This window comes from Litorivita pollutaquae (assembly GCF_003205515.1).
Classification (GTDB): domain Bacteria; phylum Pseudomonadota; class Alphaproteobacteria; order Rhodobacterales; family Rhodobacteraceae; genus Litorivita; species Litorivita pollutaquae.
Genome location: NZ_KZ826482.1, coordinates 237,764 through 256,007 on the forward strand (window position 1 = coordinate 237,764; position 18,244 = coordinate 256,007).

19 protein-coding genes are annotated in these 18,244 nt (G+C 58.3%); 13 read left to right on the forward strand and 6 right to left on the reverse strand.

Translation table 11 applies throughout. From position 1 onward, the window contains the following. Positions 1–19 precede the first annotated feature (19 nt). From DI396_RS05045 to DI396_RS05070, 7 genes are all read left to right on the forward strand, one after another. The gene (locus DI396_RS05045; RefSeq protein ID WP_110795091.1) at positions 20–880 is read left to right on the forward strand and encodes an ATPase; all 861 of its coding nucleotides are present in this window, start codon (positions 20–22) and stop codon (positions 878–880) included. A gap of 72 nt (positions 881–952) precedes the next feature. Then, complete coding sequence (locus DI396_RS05050; RefSeq protein WP_110795092.1) at positions 953–1,876, forward strand: homoserine O-succinyltransferase; 924 nt, start codon at positions 953–955, stop codon at positions 1,874–1,876. A 197-nt stretch (positions 1,877–2,073) separates the two neighbouring features. Beyond that, positions 2,074–2,943 carry a polyphosphate kinase 2 gene (gene ppk2, locus DI396_RS05055; RefSeq protein ID WP_110795093.1) on the forward strand — a complete coding sequence of 290 codons (870 nt, stop codon included), beginning with the start codon at positions 2,074–2,076 and terminating at the stop codon, positions 2,941–2,943. After that, positions 2,936–3,556: a TetR/AcrR family transcriptional regulator gene (locus DI396_RS05060; protein WP_110795094.1), complete on the forward strand. Its 621-nt coding sequence runs from the start codon at positions 2,936–2,938 to the stop codon at positions 3,554–3,556. The genes ppk2 and DI396_RS05060 overlap by 8 nt, the downstream gene beginning before the upstream one ends. A gap of 102 nt (positions 3,557–3,658) precedes the next feature. After that, on the forward strand, positions 3,659–3,952 hold the full coding sequence (locus DI396_RS16400) for a hypothetical protein (RefSeq protein WP_162617159.1): 294 nt from the start codon (positions 3,659–3,661) through the stop codon (positions 3,950–3,952). After that, the gene (locus tag DI396_RS05065; RefSeq protein ID WP_162617160.1) at positions 3,952–5,706 is read left to right on the forward strand and encodes a methyl-accepting chemotaxis protein; all 1,755 of its coding nucleotides are present in this window, start codon (positions 3,952–3,954) and stop codon (positions 5,704–5,706) included. Before DI396_RS16400 ends, DI396_RS05065 begins: the two co-directional genes overlap by 1 nt. Positions 5,707–5,999: 293 nt before the next feature. Next, positions 6,000–6,641, forward strand: coding sequence for a hypothetical protein (locus DI396_RS05070; RefSeq protein ID WP_162617161.1), 642 nt, complete (start codon positions 6,000–6,002; stop codon positions 6,639–6,641). A gap of 217 nt (positions 6,642–6,858) precedes the next feature. Here DI396_RS05070 and rpsI read toward each other — a convergent pair whose 3' ends face one another. The 3 genes from rpsI to DI396_RS05085 all read right to left on the reverse strand — a co-directional run bounded on the left by rpsI (position 6,859) and on the right by DI396_RS05085 (position 8,427). Next, complete coding sequence (rpsI, locus tag DI396_RS05075) at positions 6,859–7,350, reverse strand: 30S ribosomal protein S9 (protein WP_110795097.1); 492 nt, start codon at positions 7,348–7,350, stop codon at positions 6,859–6,861. Between the two features lie 3 nt (positions 7,351–7,353). Then, on the reverse strand, positions 7,354–7,815 hold the full coding sequence (gene rplM / locus DI396_RS05080) for a 50S ribosomal protein L13 (RefSeq protein ID WP_110795098.1): 462 nt from the start codon (positions 7,813–7,815) through the stop codon (positions 7,354–7,356). Between the two features lie 174 nt (positions 7,816–7,989). Continuing rightward, complete coding sequence (locus DI396_RS05085) at positions 7,990–8,427, reverse strand: PaaI family thioesterase (RefSeq protein ID WP_235851748.1); 438 nt, start codon at positions 8,425–8,427, stop codon at positions 7,990–7,992. A gap of 60 nt (positions 8,428–8,487) precedes the next feature. Between DI396_RS05085 and DI396_RS05090 the strand changes: the two genes are divergently transcribed. The 4 genes from DI396_RS05090 to gluQRS all read left to right on the forward strand — a co-directional run bounded on the left by DI396_RS05090 (position 8,488) and on the right by gluQRS (position 13,138). Then, on the forward strand, positions 8,488–9,273 hold the full coding sequence (locus tag DI396_RS05090; RefSeq protein ID WP_110795099.1) for an enoyl-CoA hydratase: 786 nt from the start codon (positions 8,488–8,490) through the stop codon (positions 9,271–9,273). A 299-nt stretch (positions 9,274–9,572) separates the two neighbouring features. Then, positions 9,573–10,892: a cytochrome-c peroxidase gene (locus DI396_RS05095; protein ID WP_235851749.1), complete on the forward strand. Its 1,320-nt coding sequence runs from the start codon at positions 9,573–9,575 to the stop codon at positions 10,890–10,892. Positions 10,893–10,938: 46 nt separating this feature from the next. After that, on the forward strand, positions 10,939–12,288 hold the full coding sequence (gene trmFO / locus DI396_RS05100; protein ID WP_110795101.1) for a methylenetetrahydrofolate--tRNA-(uracil(54)-C(5))-methyltransferase (FADH(2)-oxidizing) TrmFO: 1,350 nt from the start codon (positions 10,939–10,941) through the stop codon (positions 12,286–12,288). A 4-nt stretch (positions 12,289–12,292) separates the two neighbouring features. Beyond that, positions 12,293–13,138 (forward strand): tRNA glutamyl-Q(34) synthetase GluQRS, encoded by an 846-nt coding sequence (gene gluQRS, locus DI396_RS05105; RefSeq protein ID WP_110795102.1) that lies wholly within the window; start codon positions 12,293–12,295, stop codon positions 13,136–13,138. A 36-nt stretch (positions 13,139–13,174) separates the two neighbouring features. On the opposite strand, the gene hisI is transcribed toward gluQRS, so the two are convergent. Further along, positions 13,175–13,567: a phosphoribosyl-AMP cyclohydrolase gene (gene hisI / locus DI396_RS05110; RefSeq protein ID WP_110795103.1), complete on the reverse strand. Its 393-nt coding sequence runs from the start codon at positions 13,565–13,567 to the stop codon at positions 13,175–13,177. 90 nt (positions 13,568–13,657) lie between these two features. On the opposite strand from hisI, the gene DI396_RS05115 reads away from it, so the two are divergent. Together DI396_RS05115 and DI396_RS05120 are read left to right on the forward strand one after the other, a co-directional pair. Then, the gene (locus tag DI396_RS05115; RefSeq protein WP_110795379.1) at positions 13,658–14,110 is read left to right on the forward strand and encodes an iron-sulfur cluster assembly scaffold protein; all 453 of its coding nucleotides are present in this window, start codon (positions 13,658–13,660) and stop codon (positions 14,108–14,110) included. 73 nt (positions 14,111–14,183) lie between these two features. After that, positions 14,184–15,599 (forward strand): methyl-accepting chemotaxis protein, encoded by a 1,416-nt coding sequence (locus DI396_RS05120; protein ID WP_110795104.1) that lies wholly within the window; start codon positions 14,184–14,186, stop codon positions 15,597–15,599. A gap of 284 nt (positions 15,600–15,883) precedes the next feature. Here the strand turns inward: DI396_RS05120 and DI396_RS16835 are convergent, their stop codons facing one another. Continuing rightward, on the reverse strand, positions 15,884–16,006 hold the full coding sequence (locus DI396_RS16835; RefSeq protein ID WP_268876830.1) for a hypothetical protein: 123 nt from the start codon (positions 16,004–16,006) through the stop codon (positions 15,884–15,886). A 147-nt stretch (positions 16,007–16,153) separates the two neighbouring features. Then, on the reverse strand, positions 16,154–18,244 hold the full coding sequence (gene recG, locus DI396_RS05125) for an ATP-dependent DNA helicase RecG (protein WP_110795105.1): 2,091 nt from the start codon (positions 18,242–18,244) through the stop codon (positions 16,154–16,156).

The following is an 18,244-nucleotide window of genomic DNA, read 5'->3' on the forward strand; positions in this document are numbered from 1 at the left end:
GGGCAGAGAGGGACCTCAGATGATCTATACTTCCGCAGCCGATTGGCGCAGCGCCACGCATAAAAAAGTGCTCTTTTTCGGCATGTCTGGCCTTGGCAAAACCCATGTGTCCAACGTCCTGCGCGACAGCGGAAACTGGTTTCACTATAATGTCGATTACCGCATCGGCACGCGCTACATGGGCGAATTCATCGCCGATAACGCCAAAATGGAAGCCATGAAAAACCCGTTTCTGCGCGATCTGCTGATGTCGGATTCGATCTTTATTGGATCGAACATCACCTTTAACAATCTGGCGCCGGTCTCGACCTATCTGGGCAAACCGGGGGATCCGGCCAAGGGCGGTTTGCCCTTTGCCGAATATTGCCACCGTCAAAACCAATTCCGCGAGGCCGAGATTGCCGCACTTTACGACACCGCGACCTTTAGTGCGCGCGCCGAAGCCCTTTATGGTTATCCGCATTTTGTTTGCGATACCGGCGGATCGATTTGCGAATGGGTCGATGTGGACGATCCCGATGATCCGCTGCTCTGCGCCCTGGAGCAGGAAGCTTTGATGGTCTGGATCAAGGGCAGCGACGCCCATACCGCCGAACTGATCCGACGGTTTGATAAAGCCCCCAAACCCATGTCCTACCAACCCGAATTCCTCGAACGGATCTGGAACGCATATCTTGACCAAGAGCAATGCGCCCCCGAAAAGGTCGATCCCGATGCCTTCATCCGCTGGACCTATGCGCAGGCCCTGGCGCACCGCCAACCGCGCTATGAAAAAATGGCGCGGCGCGGCGTGACCGTGAGCGCCGATGAAGTTTACGCCGTACAAAACGAATCGGATCTCACCGACATGATCGCCACGGCACTAGACCGAGCGGTCTAGGCCCCCTATATCGTAAGACCCGCCCCGAAATCCGCGCGATCGGGGCCGCCCGCCGTTCAAAGGATCTCTGCCATGCCGATCAAAATTCCCGCTGACCTACCCGCCTATGACGTGCTGACGCGCGAAGGTGTGTCGGTGATGACCGAGGATCAAGCAGCGCGGCAAGACATCCGCGCCCTGCGCATCGGGCTTTTGAATCTGATGCCGAAGAAAATTCAAACCGAGAACCAATTTGCACGGCTCATCGGTGCAACGCCGCTGCAAATCGAATTGACGCTCATTCGCATGTCCGAACACGAGGCCCGCAACACCGCCGCCCAACATATGGAAAGCTTTTACCACGCCTTTTCAGAAATCCGTGCCTCGGGTCAAAAATTCGACGGTTTCATCATCACCGGCGCCCCGATCGAACATCTGCCCTTTAGCGAGGTGACCTATTGGGACGAACTCCGCGAGGTATTTGAATGGACCCAAACCCATGTGCATTCCACCGTTGGCGTATGCTGGGGCGGCATGGCGATGATCAACCATTTCCATGGTGTTCAAAAATACATGTTGGAAAAAAAGGCTTTGGGCTGCTGGCGGCATGACAATCTGTCGCCCGCTTCGCATTACCTGCGCGGGTTCTCGGATGATTGCATTGTGCCAGTGTCGCGTTGGACCGAAATGCGCCAACCGGAAATCGATGCGGCCAACGGGCTAATTACTCTGCTCGGCAGCACAGAGGTCGGGCCGTGCCTTGTCGAAGACCCCGCACATCGGGCGCTCTATGTATTCAACCATCTGGAATACGACAGCGACACCATCAAACAAGAGTATGACCGCGACGTGGCCGAGGGCAAACCCATCGACGTGCCGGTAAACTATTATCCTGAAGACGATCCGGCGCAAAAACCGCGCAACCGCTGGCGCAGCCACGCGCATCTGTTTTACGGCAACTGGATCAACGAGATCTACCAAACCACACCCTATGACATGGACGAAATTGGCCGCTAGCCGCACCCACAAGCGAACATATTGAGTGCGCGGATCGGCCGCGCGGGGGGCTCTCTCGCGCCCAACCGTGCCGACATCGGCACGTGGCCCGCGCGTTACGTCCGGGGAGGCCGGCCACAGTCAGCGAGCGCCGAGCGGCAGCGATTGCGCATCCTGCACGCGCTTGCCATAGTGGCAACAACATGAAGGAGAGGCGCATGGAACTGCCCTTTGACGGCGCGATCAGCGCATATTTCAACACCGAGGCCCCCGAGAACATCCGCAACGCCATTCGCCGCAGCGACAAAGATGACATTCTCAATCCCGATTACCCCCATCCCGAACGGATGAAACGCAAAGCCTATGAAGCCGAAATGGCGGCTTTGCAAATAGAGATGGTCAAATTGCAAAGTTGGGCAAAGGAAACCGGCCAACGCATCGCGATTGTCTTTGAGGGTCGTGACGCCGCCGGAAAAGGCGGCACAATCAAACGCTTGCGCGAGAATCTTAACCCACGCGGCGCGCGGATTGTTGCGCTTCCCAAACCGACCGAAACCGAGGCAACGCAATGGTATTTCCAACGCTATATCGACCATCTGCCCGCCGCAGGCGAACTCGTCGCCTTTGACCGCAGTTGGTATAATCGCGGCGTGGTCGAACATGTCTTCGGCTTTTGCACCCCCGCGCAACGGGAACATTTCTTTCATCAAGCTCCGGATTTCGAACGCATGCTGGTGGACGACGGCATTCATCTGGTGAAAATCTGGCTCAATGTCGGGCGCGCCGAACAGCTGCGCCGGTTCATCGACCGCGAACGTGATCCTCTCAAGCATTGGAAGCTGAGCTGGATTGACGTGGAGGGGATGAAGAAATGGGACGCCTATAGCGCCGCCATTCAAGAGACATTGACCCGCACCCATATCGAACAAAGCCCGTGGCACATCATCCGGTCCGACGACAAACGCCGCGCGCGGCTTGCTGCATTGCGGCTGCTGCTGACGGGCTTGGATTACACCCACAAAGACGCAAAGGCTCTGGGTGTGCCGGATCCTAAAATTTGCGGCGGGCCGGACAATTGGGATGCCTAAGAAGCGCGGATATCACCACGGCAACCTGCGACAGGCCTTGGTCGAGGCCGCGCTCGGGTTGATCGAAGCCAAGGGCCCGACCGGATTCACCCTGTCGGAGGCCGCCAAACAAGCCGGCGTCACCCCCGCCGCCGTTTACCGCCACTTCGAAGGCCGCTCGGATTTGATCGCCGAAGCGGCCAGACAGGGCTATGAGATCTTCGCCGATGTGATGCAATATGCCTTTGACAGCGGCCAACCCTCGGCTTTGGCGGCCTTCGAAGCCACCGGGCGTGCCTATCTGGCCTTCGCGCGTAAATACCCCGGCCATTATATTTCAATGTTCGAAAGCGGCATTTCGGTCAATCGCACGCCAGAGCTTGCGGCGGCTTCGGCCCGTGCGCGCGCGGTGATGGAACGCGCTGCGACCGAATTATCGGAACATATCCCACAAGACAAACGCCCCCCCGCCGCGATGTTTTCGGCCCATATCTGGGCCATGTCCCATGGCGTCGTCGAACTCTTCGCCCGCAACAGCCCCGGCAGCCAAAGCCCCTTTCCTCCCGAGGATTTATTGGAAAGCGGCATTGGCGTTTATCTGCGCGGTCTGGGGTTGATTGCACCGGACAGCTGACGCTACGTCAACCGCTAGAGCCAAGTCATTCGACCGCCTCGAATCTGATTTTAAGAACGTTTTAAGGCCAACATGACATCACATCACACGAAAGGTGGTGCGATGCGCGCGATACTCTCTGCTTCGATCTGGCTGATCTGCCTCGCCGTCACACCGGCGTTTATGTTGCTCAAGCCAGCCCCGTTAGAGGGGCTTGTCTTGGTCCTGCATGGGCCGTGGACAGATGGCGCGCACCTCATCGAAACCGCAGGCGGCCATCCGGTTGGCCCCCTGCTCGCCCCAATGGCCACGATGGCCAATGGCGGCCCAGAATTTATCAGCGCCGTGCGGCGTGCGGGGGCATGGGGGGTAAGCGACGCCACCCTCATCGCCCAGATTTGCGGAGTAGAATTATAATGACAGGCACCATTTCAAACGATTTTGAAACCTCCCGAGATCAAGCCTCGCGCATTCTCGGCGTGTTGGCTGTCGCAGCCACGGGGCCGGTCACAGTGGCCGGATGGTTCGCGCAAGGCACCCTCACCGTGACTTTGCTCGCGTCGGTCTTTTTCGCCATCGTCGGCATCGCGGGCGCCCGAATGAAAGGTCGCGCCGCACGCATCACCGTTGCACAGGCCCTAACCGGACAGGCCATCGTTCTCAATGCCGCCCTCATGGGGAATCCGTTGCAAATCGACATGCATATGGTCTATTTCGCTGTTTTGGCGGCGCTGGTAATGACTGCGGGCCTGACGGCCCTGCTACTGTCTGCGGCAACGATCGCCGTGCACCATCTGACGTTGACTTTCCTATTTCCGGCCTTGGTCTATCCTTCGACGGATCTGCTCTTAAACATCGGACGCACCAGCTTTCATGCCGTCATCGTCGTTGCAGAAACGGCTGCGCTTGCCTTTGCCATTCGCACCCGTATCCGGCTTCATAAAGCGGACGAAGCCCGTCAGGCCGAAGTCCGGAAATCCGCCGAAGAAGCACAAGATGCCCTGGCCCGCGCCGAAGCCGAAAAAAGCCGCGCCGAAACCGCGTTGAAAAAGGCCGAAGCCGCGATCAAAGCCGCCGCCCAAGCCCGCGACGACGCCGAAGTCGCCCGAAAGGTCGCCGAGGAAGGCGCCGCAGCAACCCGTGCCGCCCAAGCAGAAAACGACGCACAACGCCAACGCCATTTTGACGAATCGCGATACGCCGTCGGTGTTCTTGTCAGCAAACTTGAGCAATTTGCCGATGGCGACATGACCGCGCGGCTGACCGAGGAGATGCCAGAAGCCTTTATCGAAGGCGCCAAAGCCTATAATGCGGCTGTGGAACGGGTGGCGCCGGTGATGCGGGATGTGATGCATCAAACTCGCCTGATCCAAATGCAGTCCGGCGAAATCACCGCATCGGCCGAAGAGCTCGCCGTGCGCACCGAACATCAAGCCGCAACCCTGACAGGCATTTCCCAATCGCTTGGCGGATTGACGGATCTGGTCGGCGTTGTCTCGCGAGATGCCGAACACGCCCGCAACCAAACCCAAGGCGCCAGCGACAAAGCGCATCACGGCGGCGAAGTCATGGACAAGGCCATCAGCGCGATGGACGAAATCGTCAGTTCCTCCACGGAAGTGCGCAAATTCATCTCTGTTATCGAAGAAATTGCTTTCCAAACCAACCTTCTGGCGTTGAATGCCGGGGTCGAAGCGGCCCGGGCCGGCGAAGCAGGGCTCGGCTTCGCCGTGGTCGCCACCGAGGTGCGGGCTCTGGCCGCGCGGTCCTCTAACGCCGCGCGCAAGATTGATGCACTGATCAACACCTCCTCGGAGCAAATTGCCGGCGGTGTGGTATTGGTCAAACGCACCAGCGAGGCGCTTGATGATATCAAATCCGCCGTCGATGACATCGCCCGAGGGATGCAAACCATCGCAACATCGACCGAGCGACAATCTTCGGAATTGAGCAACGTAAACACCTCGATCAAGGAACTTGATCTGGTGACTCAGCGCAATGCCGCAATGTTTGAAGAAACCACGGCCGCCAACACAAAACTGTCGAACAACGCCAAACATCTGGCGGATCTGACCGGTCGCTTCCGGATCGAAACCGATGACGGCGTGGCACAGGCCGAATGGGATCGCACCGCGCGCCGCCGCGTCCAACCGGACCGCAGAGCCGGGTGAGCCTAAGCAATAAGCAAGCGCGCGTGCGTGTACCCGCATATGCGGCACAACCCTCAGGCGGCTCCACATCGGGGCCGCCTTTTTGTCACCTGCATTCTGTCCGCTGCGCTCTGATCTTTGCACTCTGCACTCTGCGGCAAAAACCGCTCGACAATGCCGGTACCATATCATAGTAAAAAAGTCAGGTTTAAAGCCAGTCTCCGCCAGCCGCACCTACTCCATACACGCATGTCCTAATTGGGCGGCGTGATACGCTTATAGTGCAAGACATCGCACGCATCGGGACACGACAAATGACATATCACCCTCTTACCTTGGCCGCATGTGCGGCGAGTTTCGCCTTGCCCCTTGCGGCAAATGCCGCCCCAACCGTCACCGCAGGGGGCGCGCTCACCTTTGGCTTTGCCGCCGAAGACGACATGAACCACAGCTCAACCACCGGCGAAGCCTTCATCGGCGTCGAAAACAACGGCTTTCATGGTGAATTGTGGATTGGATCACTCTATCAAGACCCTAACGATGACGCGGAAATCGAGCTGAGCTTTGGCTATGGCAGTGAGGCCGGATCGCTCGGATACGACATAAGCTATATCGGCTACTTCCTCTCCGACGACGGCTATCAAAGCAGCGGCATCGGCTTTGAGCTAAGCCATGACTTGACCGCAGGCATCGCCGGCGCGCTCTATTTCGAGGTCGATACCGACACTGGTGATCTGACCAGCGAGCTGTCCCTCTCCGGTGCCTTGAGCGATAAACTCGAACTGCACGGCATGATCGGTGCTGCGGATGCAGATGATAACACCTATGGTGAGATCGGCTTGGCCTATGGCCTGTCCGACACCACCGCGTTGGAAGTGCTCTATGAAGATGCAGATGATAGCGAAGCGACGATCTCGCTGATCCTCAGCTTCGAAATCGGCCTTTTGGGCGGCTAGGCCAAACCCGGCGCCGGCGCAGCCTGTGCCAATAGATGTCAGACCCTGTGCCTGTTTTCCCTCGGAGTGCAAGGTTCGACACCCGAAGGGCCGCTCGATCGAGCGGCCCTTTTTGCCTGCCACGGTGCAACACTCGCCTTCAGAACCACAACAGAAAATGCGAAAGGGCCCGCAAATGCGAGCCCTTTCAAATAGTGTAAGCTTCTGGAAAACCAGATTAACGCTTCGAGAACTGGAAGCTACGACGCGCTTTGCGCTTACCGTATTTCTTACGTTCCACAACACGGCTATCGCGTGTCAGGAAGCCGGCGGCTTTCAAAGCGCCGCGCAAGGAGGGTTCGTAAAGCTGCAAAGCTTTCGAAATGCCGTGCTTGACCGCACCGGCTTGACCCGAAAGACCGCCACCTTTGACCGTGGCAACAACGTCGAACTCACCTTCAACACCGGCAACGGTGAAAGGTTGGCGCAGGATCATTTGCAAAACGGGGCGGGCAAAATATGTGTCTTGCTCCTTACCGTTTACAGTGACCTTGCCGGAGCCCGGCTTGATCCAGACGCGGGCAACCGCATCTTTACGCTTGCCAGTGGCATAAGCACGGCCAAGCGCGTCACGCACCGGCTCACGCGGGGTCAGATCCTCGACGGAAACCGCTGCGGTTTCGGTCACGGCGCCTTGAAGCTCTTCAAGGGAATTGATTTGATCAGCCATTTCTTAGCTCCGCGTGTTCTTGGAGTTCATGGATTTGACGTCCAGCACGGTCGGCGCTTGCGCCTCATGGGGGTGCTCGGCGCCAGCATAAACGCGCAGGTTGGTCATCACCTTACGGCTCAGGCTATTGCCCGGCAGCATGCGCTTGACGGCGGCGGTCACAACGCGCTCGGGGTGCGCACCGGTCAGGATGTCATCGGCGGTGCGGCTTTTGATGCCGCCCGGATGGCCTGTGTGCCAGTAGTATTGCTTTTCGGCGCGTTTTTTGCCGGTCAGCTGGATTTTGTCGGCATTGATCACGATGACATTGTCACCCATGTCCATATGCGGCGTGAAAGTGGCCTTGTGCTTACCGCGCAGGCGCATAGCGATGATCGACGCAAGACGGCCCAAAACAACGCCTTCGGCGTCGATCAGGATCCATTTCTTGTCGATATCTGCCGGTGTCGCAGAGAAAGTTTTCATGGCAGGATTACCCTTGAGTTTTAGTGGAGCGGTAAGGGTCACCCCCCACCTCAAATGTGATGGGCGGGTTATATAGACCCCAATGCGCAGGTCAAGCACAGCAAACACAATTTACATTAATAAAAACAATGGCTTGCAAATTAGGTATCTATATACCCCACAATTTCACACCCTTTAGTCCCGTGGCGGGATCGAATAGGTCAACGTCGCGCGCGCCACCGGCGACTCCATGCCCTCGGAAAGTAAAAGCACATCCCCAACCGCCAAGGCACGGCCCAGTTTCAACAAAGTGCATTTGCCGATCAAATCAACATTCGCCACGGGCTTGCGCATGAAATCGATTGAACAATTGGTGGTGACGCTCATTGCCTTTGGTCCGATCATCGCCAAGACCGCCACATAAACAGAGACATCGGCCAACCCGAACATTGATGGCCCCGACACGGTCCCGCCGGGGCGCAAATGCCGCTCGGCTGTTTTGAGCCGAACCGTGACCTTCATCGGTTCGACATGATCAATCGCGTAATCACCCCGCACCTGAGGAAACACCTCGTCCAAAAATGTCTCAAGCTCTGCGGCCTGCATCAACACGGGTCTTTCGGTATTTGTCATGCTTTCTTTCCTCTCCCTTTTGTTGGCGCTAGACTTTCGTCAACCGGAGGAGAAGACAAGATGGCAATTGTAGAACGTCACGACACGGGCGCAGTCGCGCGGCTGGTCCTCAACACACCCGAAAAGCTCAACGCGCTCAGCGATGCCATGCTGGCCGATTTGCACGACAGCTTTGACCGCATCGCCGCAGATGACAGCATTCGTGCGGTGATTTTGGCCGGCAATGGCAAAGCCTTCTGCGCCGGACATGATTTAAAGGAAATGCAAGCCGGGCGCGCGGCTCCCGATGGCGGTGCGGAATATTTTGCCGATCTTTTTGCCCGCTGCGGCGCATTGATGGCGCGCATTCAGTCCCTGCCCCAACCGGTGATTGCCGAAGTCAGCGGCATCGCCACCGCCGCCGGATGCCAATTGGTCGCCACCTGCGACATGGCCATTGCCGCCAAAGGCACGCGATTCGGCGTCAACGGCGTGAACATTGGCCTCTTTTGCTCCACCCCGATGGTGGCGCTGACCCGCAATGTGCCGCGCAAGCAGGCCTTTGAAATGCTCTCGACCGGCGCATTTATCCTCACCGACCGCGCCATCGAGATCGGGTTGATCAACCGCGCCGTACCCGCCGAGGAACTTGAAGAGGCGACCATGGAGTTGGCGCAAACTGTCGCCAGCAAACTCAAAGCCGCCGTCAAAATCGGTAAAGAAGCTTTCTACACCCAAGCGGCCATGCCAACCGCCGAAGCCTATGCTTATGCTGGCGCGGTGATGGTGGAAAATATGCTCGATACGGACACCAATGAGGGCATCCAAGCCTTTTTGGAAAAACGCAGCCCAGATTGGCGGCAATAACCCGCCGCAGCCAGAGCAAAATTGAACCTACGGCCCCCTTCCGCCGCCATTTGAAACCGTATATGACGCGGTCGAAAAGCCCAATTTGGGCAAAATCATGCCGCTCCTTTCGAATTTTTATTAAATTTTACCTGCTTAAACCCCTATTTTTTATACGCTTTAGGGCTTTGTTTCCAAATTTGCTCCAATCTGTTTTGGACAATGCCACTTTCCTGCCCCAATTGCTTTTGCTATAAAAGCGGTAGGGGCGATAACAAAAGCTAATTATCGCCATGCGAATATGGGTCACCGCCGTCATCATGTCCCTCCAGGCCAGCCTCTCACTGGCTTATGACATACCGAAGCCGGTGACCCATTCGGACTTCCCCACATTGAATATCAATTCTGTGCTGTTGGGCCGTGATCTGTTTTATGATCCGGTGCTTTCGGGCAATCGCAATATATCTTGCGCCACATGTCATCACCCCGCGCTTGGCACCTCTGACGGCATGTCCCTCTCTATCGGCGAAGGCGGTCGCCACCTTGGCCCCGCGCGCGAAGTCATCAACGGCCAAGAGCCTCACACCCGCATTCCGCGCAATGCGCCTGCGCTTTATAACCTCGGCGCCTTTGAATATGTCACCATGTTCCACGATGGCCGTGTGGAATTGGATGCACAGGCGCGGTTCGGCATCCGCATGCCAGAAGGCAGACGCCTCGAGCGCCCTGTGCCGAATGTGTTGGCCGCGCAAGCGATCTTGCCGATCCTCAGCCCCGATGAAATGGCCGGCCAAGAGGGCGAAAACCCCGTGGCCGATGCGGTGGCCGCCGAACGCATTCACGGGCTGAATGGCGCTTGGCAAATGCTCGCCGCGCGCGTCGAGACGATCCGCGCCTATCGCACCCGTTTTGATTGGGTGATTGGCGCGGATGAGCCGATCCATATCACCCATATCGGCCGCGCGCTTGCCGATTACATCGCATTTGAATTTCGCGCCACCCAAAGCCCTTTTGACGCCTATATTGGCGGAGATCACACTGCGCTGTCCGCTGCTGCCCGTCGCGGTATGGATCTCTTTTATGGCGAGGCCGATTGCGCCGCCTGTCATTCCGGCCCGCTGCAAACCGATCACGGGTTCCATGCCATCGGGGTGCCGCCTCTTGGCCCCGGCAAGGCAAACGGCACCGCACCACATGCAGACACCGGCCGCTTTGCCGTGTCGGGCATCGAAAAAGACGCCTATTGCTTTCGCACCCCGACCCTGCGCAACGTGGCGCTGACCGCGCCCTACAGCCACAATGGCGCCTATCGCAGCCTGCGCGCGATGATCGCCCAACATCTTGATCCGATTGGCGCTTTAACCGGTTATGATCCGGCTCAGGCGCAATTGCATGATCTGCCCGCCCTGCCCGACGATTTCGCCCCGCAGCGTGATCAAGAGGAAATGATCCGCATCGCGGCCGCTTCCGAAATCACCCCGCGCGTGCTGACACAGAACCAAATGGATGACCTCATCGCGTTTCTCGAAAGCCTGACCGACCCAAACAGTGAACGCTTGCAGCTGGGTTTGCCCACGCATGTGCCCTCGGGTCTGCCCGTCGATGCCCCAGGCACCCGGCGCAGCACCGCCAACCGCTGAGCCGCGCCCTCTTCCCTTGCGCCCCGCCTTGCCCTAAATGGCAGGCATGGAAAACACATTGCATATCATCGGCGGCGGCATGGCCGGATCCGAAGCCGCGTGGCAAGCCGCGCAATTGGGCGTCAAGGTCATCATCCACGAGATGCGGCCCGCGGTCGAAACCTTTGCCCATCAAACCGGCAATCTGGCCGAAATGGTCTGCTCGAACAGCTTTCGGTCGGACGATAGCGAACAAAACGCCGTCGGCCTGCTGCATTGGGAAATGCGCGCGGCGGGCGGCATCATCATGGCCTCTGCCGACAAACATCGCCTGCCAGCGGGCGGGGCTTTGGCGGTGGACCGCGAACCCTTTGCGCAATGGGTCAATGACACGCTGCACGCCCATCCGAATGTCACGGTCGAATATGGCGAGATCACCGCATTGCCCGAGGACGGCCATTGGATCATCGCCACCGGCCCGCTGACCTCCTCTGCCTTGGGCGCGGCAATTGCGCAGGAAACCGGCGCCGACGCATTGGCGTTTTTCGACGCCATCGCCCCCATCGTTTACGCCGAAAGCATCAATATGGACGTGGCGTGGATGCAATCGCGTTACGATAAAGGCGAGACCGAAGAAGAACAAAAAGCCTACCTCAATTGCCCGATGAGCAAAGCCCAGTACGAGGCCTTCATCGACGCGCTCTTGGCCGCCGACAAGACCGAATTTCACGAAGGCGAAACCGCCGGCTATTTCGACGGCTGCTTGCCGATCGAGGTGATGGCCGAACGCGGGCGCGAAACCCTGCGCTTTGGCCCGATGAAACCTGTGGGCCTCACCAACACGCATAAGCCCGATGAAAAAGCCTATGCCGTGGTGCAATTGCGCCGCGATAACGCATTGGGAACCCTCCTTAATATCGTGGGCTTTCAAACCAAAATGAAATATGGTGCGCAGACCGAGGTTCTGCGCATGATCCCCGGCCTGGAGGAGGCGCGTTTTGCCCGGCTGGGCGGCATCCACCGCAACACATTCCTGAATTCCCCGACGCTTTTGGATGATCAAATGCGGCTCAAGTCACGGCCGAACATCCGCTTCGCCGGACAAATCACCGGCGTCGAAGGCTATGTCGAAAGCGCCGCCATGGGGTTGTTGGCCGGACGTCTCGCCGCCGCAGAAATTCAGGGGCGCACCATCGAGACCGCGCCGCAAAACTCCGCCATGGGCGCGCTGATCCACCACATCACCGGCGGCGCCGAGGCCAAGACATTTCAACCGATGAACGTCAATTTCGGCCTTTTCGCGCCGCTCGAAGACAGCGGCATCAAAGGCGGGCGGCGAGGACGCAAGGACCGCTACAAAGCCTACACCGACCGCGCCAAGGGTGAATTCAATCAATGGCTTGAAGCGCAAAGCTAACCCTATGATCACCCGCTTCGCTCCCAGTCCCACCGGCCCGCTGCACCTTGGCCATGCCTATTCGGCACTGCTGGGACACCGGATGGCACGGGCGGCGGGCGGGCAGTTTTTACTGCGGATGGAAGACACCGATTTGGAGCGGTCCAAACCCGAATGGGCCGATCTGATCTGCACGGATCTGCGCTGGCTTGGCATCACATGGGACGGGCCAGTGCACAGTCAGGCCGCGCAATTGGACAGCTACGATGCCCCTCTGCAACGGCTCGAAAAGATGGGCTTACTCTATCCCTGTTCATGCAGCCGCGCCGACATCCGCGCGGCGCTTAGCGCGCCGCAAGAAGGCGTGACGCATGAGGTTTATCCGCAGCTGTGCAAATCCCGCCCGATGTCCGATCGCAAGCCCGGCGATGCGCTGCGTCTGCATCTGGACAAGGCGCTTGATCTCATAGCGGGCCGCGAGGTTCACTTTGTAGAGACCGGCGCCGCCCATGCGGGTCACCACGCAATCGACCCCGGTCAAGCGCACCGCGAGATTGGCGATGTGGTGCTCTCGCGCAAAGGCGAGAACATCGTCGCCTATTTCCTCGCCTCCGCTCTTGATGATGCCGCGCAGGGCATCACCCATGTGGTGCGCGGCGAGGATCTTTTTGATTTCACGGCGATACAGGTGATTTTGCTAAGCCTTCTGGATCTGCCGACCCCGATCTATCACCACCATAAATTGATCCGCGACGAAAATGGCAAACGCCTCGCAAAACGCGACGATGCGCGATCGCTACAGACCTACCGCGCGGCGGGCGCAAGCCCCAATGACATCTTCAATATGTTGGGATTTAACCAAACGGTCTAACACCCTCCTGCGGCATGGCACAGGCGACCAATCGGTCTAATCCACCATTGGCGTCATCAACTCGACCTCAACCCCGTCGCGGACCGCCGTGTAGAAACAACTGCGCCGGTTGGTATGGCAGGCCGGCCCCTCTTGGCGCACCATGGCCAAAAGGCAATCGCGGTCGCAATCCACCCGAAAATCAACCAAATGCTGCACATGGCCAGAGCTCTCGCCCTTGATCCAGAAACTTTGCCGCGAGCGGCTCCAATAGGTCACGCGTCCAGTGGACAAGGTTTTCTCGACCGCCTCGGCATTCATCCACGCCATCATCAACACTTCGCCGGTTTCGGCCTCTTGCGCGATACAAGGGATAAGCCCCGCCGCGTCGAATTTAAGCGTGCTTGCATCGAAAGTCGTAGGAGCAGTCATGGCGAAAACCTTTTGCATCTTCTGGCGCTGCCCCTATCTATGGGGAAACGCAGAAAAGGAAAAGCGCCGCATCCCCGAAATGTCGCGCCGATGTGGAAAGGCCCCGAAATGAGCGGCGAAACAGACCTGATCAAACTATACTCGGCCCGGATTCTTGATCTGGCGGCCAACATTCCACACCATCAACGGTTGGACGCCCCTATGGCCACAGTCAAACGCCGCGCTCCGCTCTGCGGATCCACCGTGACCGTTGATCTATCGATCAAAGACGGCCGGATCAGCGCGTTTGGGCAAGATGTCAAAGCCTGCGCTTTGGGGCAGGCCGCTGCGGCCGTCGTCGGCGCGGCCCTCATCGGATGCACCCGCGCCGAAGTGGAAACCGGCCGCGATCAATTGCGCGCCATGCTCAAGGACGGCGCTCCCGCCCCCGCCGCACCTTTTGACGGTTTGGCGGTTTTGGAACCGGCCCGGGAGTATAAAAATCGCCACGCCTCGATTCTTTTGTCGTTAGAGGCCACAGCCGAAGCCTTTGAACAGGCGGAACAAAGCGACTGCGCCTGACACAGGGATCAGACTTAACGCTCTATGAGGATTTATCGGCTAGCCATATGGGCACACCATATGCGAGCACCTCATGAAACCAGATCACGACTTCTCCATACCGACGCTTGACCAAAATGCGCGTGACCGGTTGTCGCAACTGTCGAAAACCGCTTCGACGCTTGGGCGTGAAATCGTCGATATTGCAGGATTTCTTGACCAACTCGAATCCGAAAGCGACGCGCAACTGATGGCTTTGGCTTCGGTCAGAGAAGGATCCACCCACGTCGCAGAGGCCAACGCCGCGGTGCTCCAAAGCGCCGGACAAGTTTCGCAATCGGCGCAGGACGCCCTGACAAATGTGCGCGAATCAACCGGATTTGTCAGCGAAACCAGCAACCTCGCGATTGATCTGGCCCAATGGGTGCAGCAAATTAATGATCATAGCACAGAGGTGCGCGACATGCTCGAAGAGGTAAAAACCTCGAATGAACAAATCGCCACCATCGCCGCACAGGTGAACATGCTTGCCATCAATGCCAAGATCGAAGCCGCTCGCGCCGGCGAAGCCGGCAAAGGCTTTGCCGTGGTCGCAGATGCAATCAATGCCTTGAGCCAGAACACATCAAAAGCGGCGAATGACATCACCGGCACGGTGGGCAGCCTGTCAAATTGGGTGGCACGATTGTCCGAAGGCGCGGCGAAATCAGCGATCAAAGCCGAGGCGCTGCTCGAACGCGGCGACGCTACCGATCGTGCCCTCGTCACCATCGAAGAGCAAGTCGCGGCAAGCCAGGACCAAACCGGGGTGATCCGCGAAGAAGCGGGGCGCGCCAATGAAGCGGTGCAATCGTTCACCCCCTTTATCGCCTCCATCGACGCCTCGTTCAAATCCAACACCGAAGGCGTCAAGGTCGCCCATACCCGTGTTGAAAAGCTGATCGACCGTTCGGAAAAAATGGTGCAGGACAGCGTCGCCATGGGCGGTTCGACCGAGGACGGGCCGATGATCTTGCATGTGCAGGATATTGCGGGACAAATGTCGCAGGCGCTGACCCAAGCTGTCGATAGCGGCCGCATTTCGATGCGTGATCTGTTTGATGAAACCTATGTGCCAATCAATGGCAGTGATCCGGTGCAAGTCACCACCCGGTTTTTGCGTCTGACCGACCAACTCTTCCCACCTTTGCAAGAACCCGCGTCGCAAATCGACAATCGCGTGGTCTTCTGCGCCGCCGTGGATCGAAATGGATATCTACCGACGCATAATCTGAAATTCTCGCATCCGCTCAGCTCCGACCCCGATTGGAACATGGCCCATTGCCGCAATCGCAGGATTTTTGATGATCGTGTGGGATTAAAAGCGGGCCGTAATCAAGAACCGTTCCTGTTGCAGGTCTATCGCCGCGATATGGGCGGCGGAACCTTTGCAATGATGAAAGACCTCTCCGCACCGATCACCGTCAAGGGCCGCCATTGGGGCGGGTTGCGCTTGGCCTATAAATTCTGATCCCGCCCATAAAAAAACCGCCGCTTGCGGGATGCAAGCGGCGGCAAGTGCGCGTCATTTATTTCGCGAAACCGGCGGAGGGATTAGGCAACCTCCGAAGACCGAGGGACAGATCGGCCAAAGTAATCGCACCCAATGGGGATGAGGTGTGATGGCAGCGAAAGACGCAGGCAGGTGGTTCTTAAACTCCTCTAAAGTTATAACAGTTCCATGTCATGAGGCCAAAAAGAGACGAAGCTGGGCGCGGTGACGACCCAAAAGCGTCCGCCTCTCAAACGGTTTGATCAAACCAGACCGGGCAAATGCAATCCCACCAACAGCATGACCATCAACGCCGCCGCGCCAATGGCATCTTGCAACAAGGTTTCAGGCGAACGTGCAATCACGGCTTTAATCTGAGCAAACATTTGGGTGCCTCCTGATGTGCGGCGCTGTCATGCGATCCGCTTCGTTGCACCTTTGTTCTCACAAATCTTAACCAGGGTAAAGAACTTTATGAGAACATTTGCGGATAAAATTGCATCCCGACCGGAACATCCGCCGATAAATTCAGGCTAACCCACTGATATCAAGCGAATTGCCTCGTCCTGCCCCATCAACCATAAAAGAACGCGCGCCGCCTGCCCGCGCGCAGTGGTCAGGTCCGGATCCTCGGCCAAGAGCTTACGAGCATCGCTTTGGGCCGTCGCCATCAACCCCGCCTGCGCCTCCACATCCGCAACGCGGAATCTCGGCAGACCTGATTGCGCCGTACCAATCAAATCGCCCGCCCCACGCATTTCCAAATCCACCTCGGCAATACGAAACCCATCTTCGCTTTCGCGTAGGGTAGTCAACCGCCGCTCCCCGGCGGCACTTAGCGGCGATTGATAGAGCAGCAAACAAGTCGAGGCCGCCGTGCCGCGCCCGACCCGTCCGCGCAATTGGTGCAACTGCGCCAACCCAAAGCTTTCGGCACGCTCGATCACCATGATCGAAGCATTCGGCACGTCAACGCCGACTTCGATCACCGTGGTCGCCACCAAAACCGCCGTCTCGCCACTTTGGAACGCCCGCATCGCGGCGTCTTTTTCATCGGGCGGCAGTTGCCCGTGCACCAATCCGACCCGCCCCTCGCCAAGCGCCGCGCGCAGGTGCTTGAACCGCTCCTCGGCGCTCGACAAATCGATAATCTCGCTTTCCTCGACCAAAGGGCAAACCCAATAGGCCTGGCGCCCTTCGGCAATCGCGGTGCGCAAATGCGCGACCACCTGCTCCATCCGTCCGGTCGAGATCATCGCGGTCTTGATCGGCAACCGTCCGGGCGGTTTTTCATCCAGAACCGAAACATCCATATCCCCATATTGCGCGAGGGCGAGGCTGCGCGGAATCGGCGTGGCGGTCATCACCAAGACATCCACCCCCGCGCCCTTGCGGCCCAATTCAAGCCGCTGTCGCACCCCGAACCGGTGCTGTTCGTCCACCACCGCGAGACGCAAATCGTCAAATTCAACATCCTTTTGAAACACCGCATGCGTGCCGACAAGAATATTGATTTTGCCAAATTTCAACGCCTCAAGCTTGGCGCGCCGCGCGCCGGATTTGTCACGCCCGGTAAGGATATCCACCACAACGCCGGCGCTTTCAGCCAGGGGGCGCAAACCCTCAAGATGTTGACGCGCAAGGATTTCTGTCGGCGCCATCATCACGCCCTGCCCGCCGGCCTCAACCGCGACCAACAGCGCCATGAAGGCGACCAGCGTCTTGCCTGCCCCGACATCGCCTTGCAAAAGCCGGTTCATCTTGAGCGGCTGCGCCATATCATGCGCAATCTCTTCTACAGCTCGGCTTTGCGCTCCGGTCGGTTGATAGGGCAACGCCGCAAGCACCCGCGATTGCAACGCCCCGGTGCCCCGCGACACCACCCCTTTGCCTTTGCGCATTTTCGCCCGCGCAAGACCCAAGGTCAGTTGATGCGCCATAAACTCATCGTAAGCCAATCGCGCCCGTGCAGGAGCCGTTGCCGCCAGATCTTCGGCCCGTGCCGGATGGTGTGCGGCCTCTAGTGCGGCCCGCCAATCGGGCCAGCTCTCCACCCGTTTTTGCGCCGGATCGATCCACTCGGCCAAGTCCGGAGCTTTGGAAAGCGCAGAGGTGGTCGCCTTGAGCATCACCGCCCGCGTCACCCCCGCCGTCAGCGGATAAACCGGCTCAAAAACCGGAATATTGCCGGCCTCTTCCACAGGCAGCATATAGTCGGGGTGCACCATATTCACGATGCCATCGAACAATTCGACCTTACCCGACACCACACGGCGGGCGCCTTCGGGCAATTGCGCGTTTAAATACCGATCGTTTGCATGAAAGAACACCAATTGGAACGCGCATTTGCTGTCTTCCACATTGATCCGATACGCGCCGCCGCGATTGCGCGGAGGACGATGCGGCCCCACCAGAACCTCAACCGTCAAATGCGCAGGTAAATCAGCGCCTTGCACCGTATCCCTCACCCTGCGATCAATGCCCGAATGCGGCAAGGTCAACAACAGATCACGCGGGCGTTCCACATGCATATTGGCAAAATTCTGCGCGATCTTCGGGCCAACACCCTCCAGCGTGGTCAAAGCCGCAAACAGCGGAAAAAGCGCCTCTGGTCTGCTGCTCAT